The 15,389-nt window shown below is 68.4% G+C and carries 15 protein-coding genes; 10 read left to right on the top strand and 5 right to left on the bottom strand.

The window, feature by feature from the left end:
• The 3 genes from OS124_RS0107740 to OS124_RS26015 all read left to right on the top strand — a co-directional run.
• On the top strand, positions 1-968 hold a 968-nt coding region (locus OS124_RS0107740; protein ID WP_010138908.1), incomplete at its 5' end, for an ATP-binding cassette domain-containing protein.
• 42 nt (positions 969-1,010) lie between these two features.
• The gene (locus tag OS124_RS0107735; RefSeq protein ID WP_010138907.1) at positions 1,011-2,432 is read left to right on the top strand and encodes an amidase; all 1,422 of its coding nucleotides are present in this window, start codon (positions 1,011-1,013) and stop codon (positions 2,430-2,432) included.
• A 29-nt stretch (positions 2,433-2,461) separates the two neighbouring features.
• Entirely contained in the window at positions 2,462-4,408 is a 1,947-nt protein-coding gene (locus tag OS124_RS26015; RefSeq protein ID WP_010138906.1) for a 2Fe-2S iron-sulfur cluster-binding protein, read from the top strand.
• Between the two features lie 3 nt (positions 4,409-4,411).
• Here the strand turns inward: OS124_RS26015 and OS124_RS0107725 are convergent, their stop codons facing one another.
• From OS124_RS0107725 to OS124_RS0107710, 4 genes are all read right to left on the bottom strand, one after another.
• Positions 4,412-5,347 carry an ornithine cyclodeaminase family protein gene (locus OS124_RS0107725; RefSeq protein WP_010138905.1) on the bottom strand — a complete coding sequence of 312 codons (936 nt, stop codon included), beginning with the start codon at positions 5,345-5,347 and terminating at the stop codon, positions 4,412-4,414.
• 22 nt (positions 5,348-5,369) lie between these two features.
• On the bottom strand, positions 5,370-5,714 hold the full coding sequence (locus OS124_RS0107720; RefSeq protein WP_010138904.1) for a RidA family protein: 345 nt from the start codon (positions 5,712-5,714) through the stop codon (positions 5,370-5,372).
• Positions 5,715-5,877: 163 nt separating this feature from the next.
• On the bottom strand, positions 5,878-6,747 hold the full coding sequence (locus OS124_RS0107715) for a hydroxymethylglutaryl-CoA lyase (protein ID WP_010138903.1): 870 nt from the start codon (positions 6,745-6,747) through the stop codon (positions 5,878-5,880).
• The gene (locus OS124_RS0107710) at positions 6,744-8,042 is read right to left on the bottom strand and encodes a hydroxymethylglutaryl-CoA reductase, degradative (protein WP_010138901.1); all 1,299 of its coding nucleotides are present in this window, start codon (positions 8,040-8,042) and stop codon (positions 6,744-6,746) included. The genes OS124_RS0107715 and OS124_RS0107710 overlap by 4 nt, the downstream gene beginning before the upstream one ends.
• Before the next feature lie 119 nt (positions 8,043-8,161).
• Here OS124_RS0107710 and OS124_RS26010 point away from each other — a divergent pair, with 119 nt between their 5' ends.
• From OS124_RS26010 to OS124_RS0107680, 7 genes are all read left to right on the top strand, one after another.
• Positions 8,162-8,353 (top strand): GntR family transcriptional regulator, encoded by a 192-nt coding sequence (locus OS124_RS26010; RefSeq protein ID WP_050900839.1) that lies wholly within the window; start codon positions 8,162-8,164, stop codon positions 8,351-8,353.
• A 60-nt stretch (positions 8,354-8,413) separates the two neighbouring features.
• Positions 8,414-9,541 (top strand): aminotransferase-like domain-containing protein, encoded by a 1,128-nt coding sequence (locus OS124_RS24025; RefSeq protein WP_050900837.1) that lies wholly within the window; start codon positions 8,414-8,416, stop codon positions 9,539-9,541.
• 184 nt (positions 9,542-9,725) lie between these two features.
• Positions 9,726-10,970 carry a CaiB/BaiF CoA transferase family protein gene (locus tag OS124_RS0107700; protein ID WP_010138900.1) on the top strand — a complete coding sequence of 415 codons (1,245 nt, stop codon included), beginning with the start codon at positions 9,726-9,728 and terminating at the stop codon, positions 10,968-10,970.
• Positions 10,970-11,743, top strand: a complete 774-nt coding sequence (locus OS124_RS0107695) for an enoyl-CoA hydratase/isomerase family protein (RefSeq protein ID WP_010138899.1) — start codon at positions 10,970-10,972, stop codon at positions 11,741-11,743. The genes OS124_RS0107700 and OS124_RS0107695 overlap by 1 nt, the downstream gene beginning before the upstream one ends.
• 31 nt (positions 11,744-11,774) lie before the next feature.
• Positions 11,775-12,263 (top strand): TRAP transporter small permease subunit, encoded by a 489-nt coding sequence (locus OS124_RS0107690; protein ID WP_010138898.1) that lies wholly within the window; start codon positions 11,775-11,777, stop codon positions 12,261-12,263.
• The gene (locus OS124_RS0107685; RefSeq protein WP_010138897.1) at positions 12,250-13,557 is read left to right on the top strand and encodes a TRAP transporter large permease; all 1,308 of its coding nucleotides are present in this window, start codon (positions 12,250-12,252) and stop codon (positions 13,555-13,557) included. Before OS124_RS0107690 ends, OS124_RS0107685 begins: the two co-directional genes overlap by 14 nt.
• Positions 13,558-13,574: 17 nt before the next feature.
• Entirely contained in the window at positions 13,575-14,726 is a 1,152-nt protein-coding gene (locus OS124_RS0107680) for a C4-dicarboxylate TRAP transporter substrate-binding protein (protein WP_010138896.1), read from the top strand.
• A gap of 47 nt (positions 14,727-14,773) precedes the next feature.
• On the opposite strand, the gene OS124_RS0107675 is transcribed toward OS124_RS0107680, so the two are convergent.
• A partial coding sequence (locus OS124_RS0107675) for a M20/M25/M40 family metallo-hydrolase (RefSeq protein ID WP_010138895.1) occupies positions 14,774-15,389 on the bottom strand: 616 nt, incomplete at its 5' end.

Here is a 15,389-nt window from a genome sequence, read left to right as displayed (position 1 = left end):
ATATCGCCGACCGGGTCTGCGTGCTGCGGCACGGCAAGGTGGTGGAACAGGGTCCGGCGGCGCAGGTGCTGCACCAGCCCGCCGAAGACTATACCCGCACCCTGCTGGACGCGGTGCCTGGTCGCGGCTCTGCCATGGCAGGGGTCTCGGACGCGGCGCCCCTGCTGGAAATCAAGGGGTTGCAGAAGACCTTCACCACCGGCAGCGGGCTGTTCAGCCCCAGGCGGACGGTGGCGGCGGCCCAGGGCATCGACCTGCAGATTGCCAAGGGCGATACGCTGGCGGTGGTCGGGGAAAGCGGCTCGGGCAAGTCGACGCTGGCCCGCATGGTGCTGCGCCTGATCGAGCCGGACGGCGGACAGATCCTGTTCGACGGCACCGACGTGCGCGGCCTCCGGCGCGAAGAGCTGCGCCAGTTCCGCCGCCGGGCGCAGATCGTCTTCCAGGATCCCTATGCCTCGCTCGATCCGCGTTTGAAGGTCGGGGAAAGCATCATCCGCGGCCCCATGGCCTTCGGCACCTCCCGCGCCGAAGCCGTGGCCGCGGCCGAAAAGTGGCTGGTCCGCGTGGGGCTGGGCGCCGGGGCGCTGGATCGCTTCCCGCACGAGTTCTCGGGCGGGCAGCGGCAGCGGATCTGCATCGCGCGGGCGCTGGCGCTGGATCCCACCTTCCTGATCGCGGACGAGGCGGTTTCGGCGCTGGATGTCTCGGTGCAGGCGCAGGTGCTGGAGCTGCTCTCGGAGCTGAAGGCCGAGATGGGGCTGACGATGCTCTTCATCACCCACGACCTGCGGGTCGCGCGCGAAATCGCCGACCGGATCGTCGTCATGCAGCGCGGCACCATCGTCGAGCAGTCGACGGCGCAACAGCTCTTCGAGGCGCCGACCTCGGACTACACGCGGCGCCTGCTGGAGGCGGTGCCGGGCCGGGATTTCTTTGCCGGTCGCCAGGTTCAAGCAGCGGGCTGACCGCGACAGCGGTCCCCGGACAGATTTCGAGAAAGCAAGACAATGAGCGATGACCTCTGGCGCCTGAGCGCCGCCGACCTTGCCCGCGGTATCGCCGCCGGGCATTTCACCAGCCTCGAAGCCACCGAAAGCGCGCTGGCGCGGATGGATGCGGTGAACCAGCCGCTGAACGCCGTCGTCGACACGCTGCACGAGGACGCCCGGGCCGCCGCGAAGGCCGCCGATGCCACCCTGCGCCGCACTGGCCCCCTTGGGCCGCTGCATGGTGTTCCGGTGACGGTGAAGATCAACGCCGACTACGGCGGGCGCGCCACCACCAACGGTGTCGTGGCCTACAAGGACATGATCGCGCCCGAGGACGGCTCGGTCGTGCGCAACCTCAAGGCGGGCGGCGCGGTGATCATCGGGCGCACCAACACGCCCTGCTATTCCATGCGCGGCTTCACCAGCAACGACCTGCACGGCCAGACCCTGAACCCCCATGATCCGGCGATCACCGCCGGGGGCTCTTCAGGCGGCGCGGGCGCGGCCACGGCGGCGGGCATCGGCGCCATGGGGCACGGCAACGACATCGGCGGCTCGGTCCGTCACCCGGCCTTCTGCAACGGCATCTACGGGCTGCGTCCGACCGCCGGGCTGGTGCCCGCCTTCAACCCCAGCCAGGTCGCCGAGCGGTTCATCGTCTCGCAGATGGCCGCCGTGCAGGGCCCGCTGGCCCGCAGCATGGAGGACATCTGGATCTCGACCCAGGCCATGTCGGGACATGACCCCCGCGATATCTGGCAGATCCCCGCAGGCGACACCTTCCGCACGCCGGAACATGGCCCCTGCAAGGTGGCGATCCACGCCGAAACCGACGAGGGCCCCGTCGACCCCGAGGTCTCGGCCGCGATCCGTCAGGCCGGAGAGATGCTGGCCGATGCCGGTTACGAGGTGGTCGAGGTCACGCCGCCCTCGCTCTGGGAGGCGATGGAGTTCTGGTTGCTTTCGCTCGGCAACGAGATGCGCGCGGGTCTTGGCCTGCTGATGGAAGAGCATGGCGACTGGAAGATGAAGCTGTCCTACAAGGTCCTCACCGACGGTATCCCCGAGGTCGACACCCGTGACGGCTTCCTCAAGATGTACGCCCGCCGGTCCGAGCTGCTGCGCAAGTGGCAGATGTTCTTCGAAGACTGCCCGCTGCTGGTGACGGCCGTCACCTGGACCAAGCCGATGCCGGCCGAACATGACGTGACCCCGGATCTGGATTACGACTGGTTCCGCCGCGCCACCGCTCCGATGAGCGGCACGCCGACGCTGGGCCTGCCGGGCCTGTCGGTGCCGGTCAACACCCGCCCCGGTCGCCCGATGGGCGTGCAGCTGCTGGCGGGCCGTCATCAGGATCAGCGCCTGTTGCAGGCCGGTGTGGCACTGGAACGCGCCATCGGGCAGATCCTGCCGGTGGACCCGGTGCTGCCCTCGTAAGGCCGGCCAGAAGACGAAGGAGAGAGACCATGGATCAGGACCAGAGGGACTTCATCGCGGGCTCTCCCCTTCTCTTCATCGCCTCGCGCAATGGCGCGGGGCATCTCGACGTGTCGCCCCGGGCCGGCCAGCCCTCTGCGCTGCGCATCGACGCCGAGGGTCGCCTGCTGCTGCCCGATTTCAAGGGCAACAAGCGGCTGGATACCCTCGGCAACGTGCTGGCCGATCCGCAGGTCGCCCTGCTGCTGATGCGCGAGGGCGAGGACAGGTTCGTCCGGCTGAACGCGCGGGCCGAGGTCTCGACCGGGCCGGAGGTGCTGCGCGCCTTCCCGGCAGACGAGACCCCCGCGCTGAGCGCCCTCGTGCTGACCCCCTCGCAGGTCGAGATGGTCGAGACGCAGGCCTTCCGCCGCGCCGGGTTCTGGATCGGTCCCGAGGGGCGCAAGCCGCCGCTGGATGCCCTGTCGCTGCTGGCCGAGGACCGCGCGCATTTCGATTCGCTTGGCCTGTCGCCGGTGCTGAAGGACGCCGCCGAGGAAGACGCGCTGAGCCGCGCCGGGTTGCGGGCCTCCTACGGCACCTCAAGCGTGATCGTTCAGGAGAAGGTCGCGCGCGGGGTCGGCCCCGGCAGCCGTCAGTTGCTTGAGGATGTGCGCCTGCTGGTCATCGCCCGGATGCAGGCCGGGCGCATCGTCATGGATCTTGTTGCCGAGGGCGCGCCGAGCCTGTCGCAGCACGGCACCCTGCTGCACCTGCCCCGCCCCACGGATGTCGCGCTGGACCCCGAGGGCGATATCGGCGCGCTGGCCGCCGCGCCGGGGCGCACCGACCTGCTGCGGCTCAACGGCAGCTACCGCACGACCAACCGCGAAATGGTTCTGGCCCCGCGCGAGGTCTACCTGCATTGCACCGCCTCCTTTTCCCGCGCGCGGCTCTGGCAGCGCGCGACGCCGCAAAGCTGGAGCGGTCGCCGCCGGTTCCTCTGCACCGGGATCACGCAGGAAGCGCCCGAGGTGAAGTCCTTCACCCTGATCCCCGATGATGCCGCCCCGCTGGGGCCCGTGGCGCCGGGGCAGTATGTTTCGGTCTCGTTGCCCGAGGATCCGGCAGGGCTGCCGCGGCGGCGCAGCTATTCCGTCTCGGCCCGGCCCGGGGCGCGCAGCCTGCGGGTGACGATCCGGCGGTTGGGCAAGGGCGGGCTGTCGGACGCCCTGCATGACCTCGTGAAGGTCGGCGATCCGGTGATGCTGGGCATTCCCGCGGGCTCCTTCGTGCTGGACAGCGCGCCGGGGCGGGCGGTGGTGCTGGTCTCGGCCGGGGTGGGGATCACCCCGCTGCTGCCGATGCTTGACACCCTCGCCGCCGAGGAGGCCCCGCGCAAGGTCTGGTTCGTCCACGGTGCCCGCAACGGCGCGCATCACCTCTTCCGCGAGGAGGTGGCGACGCGCATCGCCGGCCACCCCGGCATCCGCTGTTTCACCGCCTATTCCCGCCCCGAACCGGGCGAGACGCCCGACCACAGGGGGCGCCTTGATGCCGCCACGCTGGCCGGGCTGACCGATCCGGCGGGGGCGGATTACTACCTCTGCGGGCCGCTGGATTTCATGGCTGACCTGACCCGCGATCTGGTGGCGCTTGGCGCCGATCCAAAGGCCGTGCGCAGCGAGGCCTTCGAGGCCACGGGCGGCGGCGCCCTGTCGCAGGCGCTGGAGGGGCGCAGGCCCGCGCAGGTCACTTTCTCGAAGTCGAAGAAGACGGCGACCTGGACGCCCGAGGCCGGCACGCTGCTGGATCTGGCGGTGTCCGAGGGGGTCGACGTGGCCTATTCCTGCCGCATGGGCGACTGCCAGTCCTGCGCGCAGCGGCTGATCGCGGGGCGGGTCGATCATCCCGACATGCAGTCCATTGACCTGGTCGAGGGGCAGGCCCTGCTGTGCCAGGCCCTGCCCGATGGCGATGTCACGGTCGAGTGCTGAGCCTCAGTCCTTTGGCAGCGCCGCGGCCACATAGGTGGCGATCATCGTGTCCAGATGGGCGCCGCCGCCGTTCTTGAACACCGTGATCTCATCGGCGCTCTCGCGGCCACAGGTGCCGGGGACGAGATCGTAGAGATCGCCCAGCACATCGTCCTCGCCGATCACCCCGGCGGCCATGGGGATCATCAGCTCTCCGATATGGCCGATGGTGCTGTCGCGGCTGTCGACGAAGAGGCGGGCGCGGGCAAGCAGCGCATCGTCGGCCTCGCGCATGTCGGCCTTGTAGGCACCGATCAGGTCGACATGGGTGCCCGGTCTGATCCAGTCGCCGTGGATCACCGGTTCCCGCGCCATGGTCGCGGTCGAGATGATATCCGCCGCGCCGCAGGCCGCCTGCAGGTCGCTGACCGTCTGCACCGGATGGCCAAGCGCGGCCATTTCTTCGGCCAGGGCCTTCGCCTGTTCGGGGCGCCGGGTCCAGACCGAGACGGTTTCCAGCGCCGGGAAGGCGGCGCGATAGGCCTTCACCAGGTTACGCGCCAGGGTGCCGCCGCCGACCACCAGCAGGTGACGGCTGTCGGCCCGTGCCAGCAGGCGCGCGCCGAGGACAGAGTCTCCGGCGGTCTTCAGCTCGGTGATCAGGGGGGCGTCGATGACGGCGGACAGCGCGCCGTGCTCGGGCTCGAAGACCATCATGGCGCCCTGCACGGTGTCCAGTCCCAGCTTGGGATTGCCGTCGAAGACCGTCACCGCCTTCACCCCGTAGCCGAGGCCGGGGATATAGGCGGCGCGGGTCAGCAAGGTGCCCGTGGCGGGGCCGTGGAACAGGTCGCCCAGCTGGGCCTTCGGGCGCTCATGCCCCGATCTGAGCGCCTCGATGGCGCCCTCCCAGGTGACGTGGGAAATGGCGTCATCGTAGGAGACGAAGGATCGGGACATGGGCAGGTCTTTCGGTAGGGGATCAGTCGACAGCGGCGATGATCAGGAATTCGACGAGGTAGTCGGGGGTGGCCAGCTTGGCCTCGCCCGACGCACGGGCCGGCGGGTTCGCCGGATCGACCCAGGCATCCCAGACGCTGTTCATCTCGGCGAAATCGGCCATGTCGGCCAGCCAGACGGTGGCGGTGAGGATCTTCGACTTGCTCGAGCCAACCTCGGCCAGCAGCCTGTCGACCTGCGCCAGGGCATCGCGGCTCTGCGCGGCGACGCTGTCACCATGGCCGACCTGGCCTGCCAGATAGACGGTGTTGTTGTGCACGACGGCCTGGCTCATCCGGGGGCCGGGTTCGATGCGGGTGATGGTCATGGGATCTTCCTTGATGGTCTGTCCGGCCGCGGCCGGGGCTCTTGCGGATCCTAGCGGGGTCAGCCTCTCTGTCAACTGTCAACAATCTGAGGGGCCGCCAAACAGGAACGGCCCGCGAAGATGCCGCGGGCCGTTCAGATCCAGCCGGTAAAATAGGAGGAGGTCAAGCCGCGCGCGACAGATCGGCGACGAGGGCGCGCGCGGCCCGCAGGGCCTCCCGGTCGAGGGGCAGCGCGAAACCTGCGGCCTGCAGCAGGTCGACCACCGCCTCTGTCGCGACATTGCCCCGGGCGCCGGGGGCATAGGGGCAGCCGCCCAGCCCGCCGATCGAGCTGTCGAAGACCCGCAGACCGGCGGCCAGGCTGACCTCGATATTCGCCAGGGCATGACCGTCGGTGTCGTGGAAATGCCCGGCCAGCTGCGCGGCGGGCACGCGGGCGGTCACCGCCTTCAGCATGTCGGCCACCCGGTCGGGGGTGGCGCGGCCGAGGGTCTCGCCCAGGCTGATCCCGAAGGCGCCCATCTCGCTGAGCCGCGCTGCGACACCGGCCACCGCATCGGGCGCCACAGGCCCGTCATAGGGGCAGTCCGTCACGCAGGAGACATAGGCCCGCACCGGCAGACCGGCCTTTCTGGCCCCTGCGAAGACTGGTGCGAAACGGGCGAGGCTTTCGGCGACCGAACAGTTGATGTTCCTGCGGCTGAACCCCTCCGAGGCCGAGGCAAAGACCGCGATCTCGGTCGGGCGGGCCTCGATGGCACGGGCCAGGCCCTTCTCGTTCGGCACCAGCACCGCGTAGCCGGTGCCGTCACGGCGGGTGATCCCCGCCATGACCTCCGAGGCATCGGCCAGCTGCGGCACCCACTTGGGCGAGACGAAGCTGGTCACTTCGATCTTCGGCAGCCCGGCGGCGCTCAGCAGGTCGACCAGCGCGATCTTCTGCGCGGCGGGCACCTGCCGCGCCTCGTTCTGCAACCCGTCACGCGGCCCGACCTCGTAGATCGTGACCGCGTCCCGGGGCGCGGCGCTCATTGTGCCGCCAGCAGGCTGCGCGCCTTGTCGACGCTGATGTCGCCCGCCGCGACCAGTTCCCTGGCGATCCGGTCGACATCGGGGCCGCTGGCACCGGCGGTGATGGCGATGTTGCGCGCATGCAGGGTCATGTGGCCGCGCTGGATGCCCTCGGTCGCCAGGGCCCGGATCGCCGCCATGTTCTGCGCCAGGCCGACCGCCGCCGTCACCTGCGCCAGTTCAGAGGCGCTTTCGATCTTCAGCATCCGCAGTGCCGCCTGTGCTGCCGGATGGGTCCGGGTGGCCCCGCCGACGATGCCAAGCGCCATCGGCAGCTCGATCGTGCCGACCAGCTTGCCGGTCGAGGACAGCTCCCACCGGGTCAGCGAGGTATAGCGGCCCGAGCGCGCGGCATAGCTGTGCGCGCCCGCCTCGATGGCGCGCCAGTCGTTGCCGGTCGCGACGACGACCGGGTCGATGCCGTTCATGATGCCCTTGTTGTGGGTCGCGGCGCGGTAGGGGTCGACGATGGCCAGCGCGCAGGCCTCGACGATGCCCCTGGCCACATCGGCGCCCTTGAGCGTCCTGGTGTCCAGCGTTTCGGGGCTCAGTTCGGCCTTGGCGCGGACGATGCGCAGGTCGGCGAGGTTGGACAGGATGCGCAGGCGGACGGTGCCGCCGGTGATCTTCTCGACCTCGGGGGCCAGCATCTCGGCCATGGTGTTGACGGTGTTGGCGCCCATGGCGTCGCGCACGTCGACGAGGATGTGCAGCACCAGCATGGCGCCGACGGGGGTGTCCTCGAAGATATGCACCTCGATGTCCTTGCAGCCGCCGCCGAGGCCGATCAGCACCTTGTCGCGCGAATTGGCCTTGTCGATCAGCGCCTCGCGGTGCTCAAACAGGCGCTGCTTGGCGCCATAGGGGTCAGTCAGCCCCAGCACCTGGATCTGGGCGCGCATGACGGGGCGGTCGGCATGGGCGGTGAAGCCGCCATCCTGTGCCACCAGCTTCGCCATGTAGGAGGCGGCGGCGACGACCGAGGGTTCCTCGACCGCCATGGGCACGAGGTACTCCTTGCCGTTGACCACGAAGTTGGTCGCCACGCCAAGCGGCAGCTCGTACTTGCCGACGACGTTCTCGATCATGCCGTTGGCCACATGCACGGGCAGCACATCGGCGCCCGAGAGGATCGCATTGTCCTGCTGATCCAGCGTCGCGGCGCGGCAGACCGCCTCGCGGCGCTCGGCGGGCTCCATGTTGCGCATGTTCTCGATGCGGGATTTCACGGGGGTGTCTTGGGGCGTGCTGGCCATGGCCTCCTCCTTCTTTGGGGCCGGTCCTAGCGCGGTGCCCGGCGCAGCATAAGGCACAGTTCCCCGTTGCATTCCCCGGTTGTACCCGACACTGTATTGGGACAGTTGGCGGAGGCGGGATGCGCAAGAGCAAGGTGGACCGGATCGTCGAGAGCCTGACCGGCGACATCGTGTCGGGCGGGCTGGCGGCAGGGCAGAAGCTGCCCTCGATCCGGCGGGCGGCCGAGGATTTCGAGGTCTCGAAGAACACCGTGGTCGAGGCCTATGACAGGCTGGCGGCCCGCGGGCTGGTGCAAGGGGTGCATGGCTAGGGCTTCTACGTCGCCGAGCAGGCCGCCGAGCCGGGGTACGACCAGCCGCAGCCGCATCACATGACAGAGGCCTTCGACCAGGTCTCATTGCTGAACGCGCAGCTGAACCAGGATCTGCAGGTGCGGATCGGTGACGGGCGGCCGCCATTGTCCTGGATGCAGGATGCGCTGCCGCAGAAGCTGACGGGCAATTTCCTGCAACGCTTCGAGGGCGATCAGACCGCCTATGGCAGTGCCTATGGCAATGCCGCCCTGCGCGAGGTCATCACGCAGAAATGCCGCCGCGGGGGCATGCAGATCGGCAGCGACCAGGTGGTCACCACCTTCGGCGCCAACCATGCGCTGGACCTGATCATCCGCCGCTACCTGGAGCCCGGCGATACGGTCCTGGTCGACGAGCCTGGCTATTACCCCTTGTTTGCAAAGCTGAAACTGGCCAAGATCAACCATATCGGCGTGCCGCGCACCACCACGGGGCCGGATATGGAACACCTGCGCACCCTGGTGCGGATCCACCGGCCGAAGATCTTCTTCACCCAGTCGCGTTGCCAGAATCCGACCGGCACCGCCATCGACCTGCCGACCGCCCATGGCGTGCTGCAACTGGCCGCGCTGCAGGGCATGCTGGTGGTCGACAACGACCCCTTCGCCGATCTGCCCGATCAGAAGGGCACCCCCCTGGCGCTGATGGACCAGTTCGAGAATGTCATCGCGATCTCGACCTGGTCCAAGCTGCTTTCGGCCAGCTTCCGCGTCGGCTACCTGGTGGCCGCGCCGCGGATCGCCCGCGAACTGGCCGAGCTGAAGCTGGTCACGGTGGTCAACAGCTCTCGGTTTTCCGAGATGCTGACCTGCGAGATGATCGGCAACCGGCGCTACCAGCGCCACCTGAAGAAGACCGCACAACGGCTGGTCGAACGGCGCGACGACTTCCGCGCGAGGATCGAGGACATGGGTCTCAGCCTGTTCGATCCGGAGGGTGGCGGCTATTACAGTTTCCTGCAGCTGCCTGAGCATTGCGACGAGGCGAAGATCGCCCGCAACGCGCTGTCCAAGGGCATTTTCCTGGCGCCAGGAAAGTTCTTCTACGTGGGACAGGAGGGGCGGCGTCCCTCTTTCCGTATCAATCTGACGCGAAGTGACGACGCCCGCTTCTACAGTTTCCTGCGGCGTGAGCTGGGGCGATAGCGGGCGCGGTCCTCGTAATGCTCTGGAAGAAAACGTAAATTACTGAAATGACGTGGTGGTGCCCTCACCCTCGTGCTTTCAGTGTGCAGATTATCCATCCGGTACAGTCTCGCGAAGATCGTGCAAACTGTACCTGTATGACCCTTGCCCCAAGGCCTACTAACCCCCCCATGGAGGAGACCCAATGACTGACGCGACACCTGACGTGACGGCGGCCGCTGGGCTGTCGGCGCGGCCCGGCCCGCTTTCCGGCATCATCGTCCTGGACATCACCCGGGTGGTGGCCGGTCCCTATTGCGCCATGCTGCTGGCCGACATGGGCGCCACCGTCATCAAGGTCGAGAACCCCTCGGATCCCGATTACGCGCGCGATTTCCCGCCCTTCGCCGGCGCCGGAAAGAAAAGCGCCTTCTTCGGCCAGTACAACCGCAACAAGCAGGGCATCACGCTGAACCTCAAGGAAGAGGAAGGCCGCGCGCTGCTGAAGGCGCTGGTGAAGAAGGCCCATGTGCTGATCGAGAACTTCCGCCCCGGCACGATGGAAAAGCTGGGCGTGCCCTACGAGGTGCTGCGCGAAGAGAACCCGGCGCTGGTCTATACCGCGATCAGCGGTTTCGGGCGCAGCGGTCCCAATTCCTCCCGGCCTGCCTATGACAACACCGGCCAGGCGGCGGGCGGGCTGTGGTCGATGAACGGCTTTGCCGACCGCGCGCCGGTGCGGGTCGGCACGATCATCGGCGACCTTTCGGCCTCGCTCTATGCCGCGCTTGGCACTGTGGCCGCGCTGCGCGAGGCCGAGGCGACGGGGCGGGGCCAGGTGGTCGACGTCTCGCAGCAGGACAGCGTGCTGAGCCTGACCGAAAACGCCGTCGTCCGCTACACGCTGGACCAGGACGTGGCCGCGCCCCTGGGCAACGACCACCCCTTCGTGCGCCCCTATGGCCAGTTTCCCTGTGCCGACGGCCATGTCTTCTTCGGCGGCTACACGGACAAGTTCTGGCGCATCTCCTGCGAGATCTTCGGGACGCCGGAACTGGCGACGGACCCCGAGATCGACACCATGGAGAAGCGCTTCGACGATGCGGTCTACGAGGCGCGTATCCTGCCGATCCTGGATCAATGGTTCGGCCCCTACACCAAGGCGCAGCTGGAAGAGATGGCGGGCGACCGCATCCCGCTGACCGCCGTCAAGACCATCCCCGAGGTGGTCGCCGACCCCCATATCGCGGCGCGCGAGATGATCGTCGACGTGCCGGTGGATGAACAGATGGTGCGCATGTTCGGCAACCCGGTGAAGCTGTCCGGCCAGCCCGGCGCCCCGATGCGCGGCGCGCCCGACACAGGGGCCGACAACGCCGGCATCTACGGCGACCTGCTGGGCCTGTCGCCGGATGATCTGGCGCGGCTGAAGGCGGCGGGGGTCCTCTGATGAGCATTCGCTACGAGACCCGCGGCGCGGTTGCCGTCATCACCCTCGACCGGCCCGAGAAGCTGAACGCCATGTCGCTGGCGATGTATGACGGCCTCGGCGCAGCCTATATCCGCGCCCGCGATGACGCGGCCATCCATGCCATCGTGCTGACCGGCGCGGGGGAACGCGCCTTCAGCGTCGGGGCAGACCTGACCGAGAGCATCCCCGCCCTGGCCGAGGACCGTTTCGACATCAGCGAATGGGATGCCGCCCATGCCAAGGGCATCCGGCTTTACAAGCCGGTTATCTCGGCGGTGCGCGGTGCCTGCATCGGTGGCGGAATGGAGTTCATGCTGTCCACCGACATCCGCATCGTCGCCGAGGACGCCCTGTTCCAGCTGCCCGAGCCCGAGCATGGCTTTGTGCCCGCCGGCGGCACGCTGGTGCGGCTGGTGCGGCAGGCCTCCTACGCCCATGCCATGCAGATCATGCTGATGGCCGAGCGGCTGAGCGCGCAGGACCTCTACCGCATGGGCGTGGTGAACGAGGTGCTGCCCGCCGATCAGGTGCTGCCCCGCGCGATGGCGGTGGCCGAGCGCATCGCCTCGCTGGGGGCCATCGCGGTGCAGACGATCAAGGAAGCCGCGCTTGAGCTGCAGTCGGAACCGCTGGACCAGGCCTTCGCCTGCGAGGCGCAACTGGGGCAGCGCGCCTTCACCTGCGACGATGCCAAGGCCGGGCTGGCCCGCTTCGTCGAACGCGGCCGCCGCAAGACGGAGAGCGGCAGATGAGCCGCCCCGGTGCCGCAGGGAGGGCGCGCCGATGACCCCGATCGCCCGCGCCGCGGCGCTGTTCTCCTGGGCTGCCGCCGTGCTGATGCTGGTGCAGGTCAGCATCGACATCCTCGGCAAGTTCCTGTTCGCGACACCGCTGGCCGGCACGGCCGAGATCGTCGCCTCGTACTACATGATCGCGCTGGTCTTCATGGCCCTGCCACTGGTGGAAAGCCGGGACGAGGCCATCGTGGTCGACCTGCTCTATGACCGCTTCGGCCCGCGCCTGAAACTGGCGTGCCGGGTGCTGGCGCTGCTCTTCACCCTGGCCTTCTACGGCGTCTTCGCCTGGACCACATGGGAAGCGGCGATGAAGTCGATGGCGATCCGCGAGGTGATCATCGGCGCACGGGAATTCCAGGTCTGGCCCAGCCGGTTCTTCCTGCCTGCGGGCTGCGTGCTGGCGGCGCTGGTGGTCCTTCTCAAACAGGCAGAGGGCATCCTGGCCCTGCGGGAGGCGCGCCATGGATCGCGTTGATATCGGGTTTGTCGGGGTGGCGATCACCATCCTGCTGATCCTCGTGCGGGTGCCGGTCGGCGTGGTACTGGGCACCGTCGGTTTCGTCGGCATCTGGATCCTGACCAGCCTGCGCGCCTCGTGGTCCATCGCCTCGAACGTGCCCTTCGAACTGATCGGAGACTGGAACCTCTCGGCGGTGCCGATGTTCCTGCTGATGGGCTTCATCGCCTCCGAGGCGGGGCTGACCAGGGGGCTGTTCAGGGCGGCGCGGATCTTCCTCGGCGGGATCCCCGGGGGGCTGGCCTCCTCGACCGTGGTGGCCTCGGCGCTCTTTGCGGCAGCCTCCGGGTCCTCGGTGGCCACCTCTGCCTCCTTCTCGCGCATTGCCATCCCGGAAATGCTGGACGCGAAGTATGACCGGGGGCTGGCCTGCGGCAGCGTCGCGGTCTCGGGCACGCTGGGGGCGCTGATCCCGCCCAGCATCCTGATGATCCTCTTCGGCATCTTCGCCGAGGTCTCCATCGGCAAGCTGTTCCTTGCCGGGGTGCTGCCGGGGATCCTGTCGGCGGCGATGTTCATCCTGCTGATCACCCTGCGTGTGAAGGCCAACCCGGCACTGGCACCGCGCAGCGACATCCACGCCACCCGGGACGAGAAGATCGCCGCGCTCCTCGACATCTGGCCGCTGCCGATGCTGATCGCCCTGGTCATCGGCTCGATCTTCCTTGGCATCGTCACGCCGACCGAGGCAGGGGCGCTCGGCGCGCTGATCGCCATGCTGATCGCCCTGGCCCGCCGGGCGCTCAGCTTCCGGGTCTTCTCGCGCGCGGTCTTCGACACGATCACCGGCACGGCGGCGATCTTCATCGTCATCGTCGGCGCCTCGGTCTTTGCCCGTTTCGTCGCGCTCAGCGGCATGGCCGGAGCGATGACAGACCTGCTGGGCTTCGCCATCGAGCGCCCGGTGCTGCTGATCCTGCTGACCAGCCTGATCTACATCTTCCTCGGCATGTTCCTGGAAAGCGTCTCGCTGATGCTGCTGACCCTGCCGCTGCTGCTGCCGCTCTACCACGCGGCGGGGATCGACCTGATCTGGTTCGGCGTCATCTGCGTCAAGCTGCTGGAAATCGGCCTGGTGACACCGCCGGTCGGGCTGAATGTCTACGTCATCAAGGGCGCCCTCGGCGACCGCGTCGCACTGGGAGAGATCTTCCGCGGCACCGCATGGTTCCTCGCCGCCGACCTGGTGACGCTGGGACTGCTGGTGGCCTTCCCGATGATCAGCCTCTGGCTGCCGACGATTTCGCAATGACCAAGGGAGGAGAAACAATGAAACCTGGTTCGAAAGCACGGCGCGGACTCTCTGCGCTGGCCCTGGCGGCGCTGCCCGCCGCCATTGTCCCCGCCGCGACGATGGCCGAGACCTACACCGCGTCCACGTGGTTCGCGCCGACGCACCTGCTGTCCCATTACCCCTACATGGAGTGGCACGAGGCCTTGGCCGAGGCGACCGGCGGCGAGATCGCGTTCGAGGTCTACAACGGCAGCACCCTGCTGCCGCCCAAGGCCACCATGTCCGGTGTTGCCGATGGCGTCGCCGAGGTGGGCATCGTCTACCCGGGTTACCAGCCGGCCGAGCTGCCGCTGAACAACCTGCTGATCGACGCCTCCTTCGTGTCCGACAACCACTATGCGGCGGCCTTCGCCTATACGGACATGATCATGAACACCCCCGAGGTCTATGCCGAGTGGTCCGAGAACGGCGTCGTCACCGGCCCCGGCTTCGCCACGGCGATCTACAACTTCGTCTGCGCCAGCCCGGTCTATTCGGTGGCCCAGGCCAAGGGGAAGAAGTTCCGCACCGCCGGCGCCGCCCAGGTCGACTTCGTGGAAAGCATCGGCGGGATCGCCGTCTCGGTGCCCTTCTCCGAGGTCTACACGGGGATGCAGCGCGGCTCGCTCGACTGCGCCATGGTCGATGCCACCACGCTGACCGTCGGACCGAAGCTGGCCGAGGTCTCTTCGGATGTGACCGAGATCCCGGTGGGGATCATCATCGGCTCCAGCTGGGTCTACAACAAGTCGTTCTGGCGCAGCCTGCCGGAAGAGACCCGCGCCACGCTGATGGAGCAGATGATCCTCGCCCTGGCGCGGATGGAGATCGGCTATGAGCAGCAGGGCAACGAGGGGCTGGAAGGCGCCCGGGCACAGGGTGTCAACGTCGGCGCCCCCGAGGCTGACCTGGCTGCGGCGCTGGACAGCTACAACACCAGCTTCCTGCAGGACCTGCCCGCCGCCGCCGCCGAGCGCTTCCGCATCGCCCAGCCCGAGGCCATCCTGGCCGAGTTCATGGAGAAGCAGGACGCCTGGAAGGCCCGCCTGGCCGAGGTCGACATCCAGGATCAGGAGGTGATCATCGCCCTGCTGGAGGAACACATCTTCTCGAAGGTGGATATCGCCACCTACGGCATGGAAGACTGATCCACAGCCTTCTGTCCGACATGAAAGGGCGCCCCTCGGGCGCCCTTTCAGCATCCGCAGAGGTCGCTGCCCAGCCGGGTGAAGATACGCGCGCCGACGGGGATCAGCGCGTCGGGGAAGTCGAAATCGGGATTGTGCAGCGCCGGCCGATCACCCGCGCCCAGCAGGACCATCGCCGCTTCCGCCGCATCGCCGAACCGCCCGAAGTCCTCGGAGCCCCGCAGCGGCGCGCGGGCGGGGTGCGTCGGGATCCCTTCCGACGCCAGTGCTTCCAGGAATAGTTGGGTGGCGGCGGGGCTGTTCTCGCAGTGGCGGAAGATGTCGTGGTAGCTGATCTCGACCCCCAGGGGGCCGGCGGCCTGATGCACCAGGGCTTCGGCGGCGGAGACGAGGGCCTCCATGCCGCTGTCCTGCTGGGTGCGCAGGGTGACATGCAGCTCGGCCCTGCCGGGGGTGGTGCCGAAGCCGGGATCGCCCAGCCGGGCATGGGTCACCGTGGCCAGGGCAAAGTCGGGCGCGGCCGCGTCCAGCCCGGTGCAGAGGCCGGGCAGGGTGGTGATCAGCTGCGTCAGCGCGCCCTCGGGCGACAGGCCGGTCTCGGGCAGGGAAGCATGGGCGGTACGCCCGCGCAGCCGCACCGTCATCCCGCGCGAGGCGCAATGC

The organism is Oceanicola sp. S124, from assembly GCF_000220565.1.
Taxonomy (GTDB): Bacteria; Pseudomonadota; Alphaproteobacteria; order Rhodobacterales; family Rhodobacteraceae; genus Pseudooceanicola.
This window is presented reverse-complemented; position numbering and strand designations above follow the sequence as displayed.

Excerpts from the sequence above, each read along its gene's own strand:
- OS124_RS26010 (WP_050900839.1), top strand. The coding sequence starts at position 8,162 with ATGCGCAAGAGCAAGGTGGACCGGATCGTCGAGAGCCTGACCGGCGAC.
- OS124_RS0107720 (WP_010138904.1), bottom strand. The coding sequence starts at position 5,714 with ATGACCATCACCCGCATCGAACCCGGCCCCCGGATGAGCCAGGCCGTC.
- OS124_RS0107685 (WP_010138897.1), top strand. The coding sequence starts at position 12,250 with ATGGATCGCGTTGATATCGGGTTTGTCGGGGTGGCGATCACCATCCTG.
- OS124_RS24025 (WP_050900837.1), top strand. The coding sequence starts at position 8,414 with ATGACAGAGGCCTTCGACCAGGTCTCATTGCTGAACGCGCAGCTGAAC.
- OS124_RS0107725 (WP_010138905.1), bottom strand. The coding sequence starts at position 5,347 with ATGTCCCGATCCTTCGTCTCCTACGATGACGCCATTTCCCACGTCACC.
- OS124_RS0107715 (WP_010138903.1), bottom strand. The coding sequence starts at position 6,747 with ATGAGCGCCGCGCCCCGGGACGCGGTCACGATCTACGAGGTCGGGCCG.
- OS124_RS0107735 (WP_010138907.1), top strand. The coding sequence starts at position 1,011 with ATGAGCGATGACCTCTGGCGCCTGAGCGCCGCCGACCTTGCCCGCGGT.
- OS124_RS0107695 (WP_010138899.1), top strand. The coding sequence starts at position 10,970 with ATGAGCATTCGCTACGAGACCCGCGGCGCGGTTGCCGTCATCACCCTC.
- OS124_RS0107690 (WP_010138898.1), top strand. The coding sequence starts at position 11,775 with ATGACCCCGATCGCCCGCGCCGCGGCGCTGTTCTCCTGGGCTGCCGCC.
- OS124_RS26015 (WP_010138906.1), top strand. The coding sequence starts at position 2,462 with ATGGATCAGGACCAGAGGGACTTCATCGCGGGCTCTCCCCTTCTCTTC.
- OS124_RS0107680 (WP_010138896.1), top strand. The coding sequence starts at position 13,575 with ATGAAACCTGGTTCGAAAGCACGGCGCGGACTCTCTGCGCTGGCCCTG.
- OS124_RS0107710 (WP_010138901.1), bottom strand. The coding sequence starts at position 8,042 with ATGGCCAGCACGCCCCAAGACACCCCCGTGAAATCCCGCATCGAGAAC.
- OS124_RS0107700 (WP_010138900.1), top strand. The coding sequence starts at position 9,726 with ATGACTGACGCGACACCTGACGTGACGGCGGCCGCTGGGCTGTCGGCG.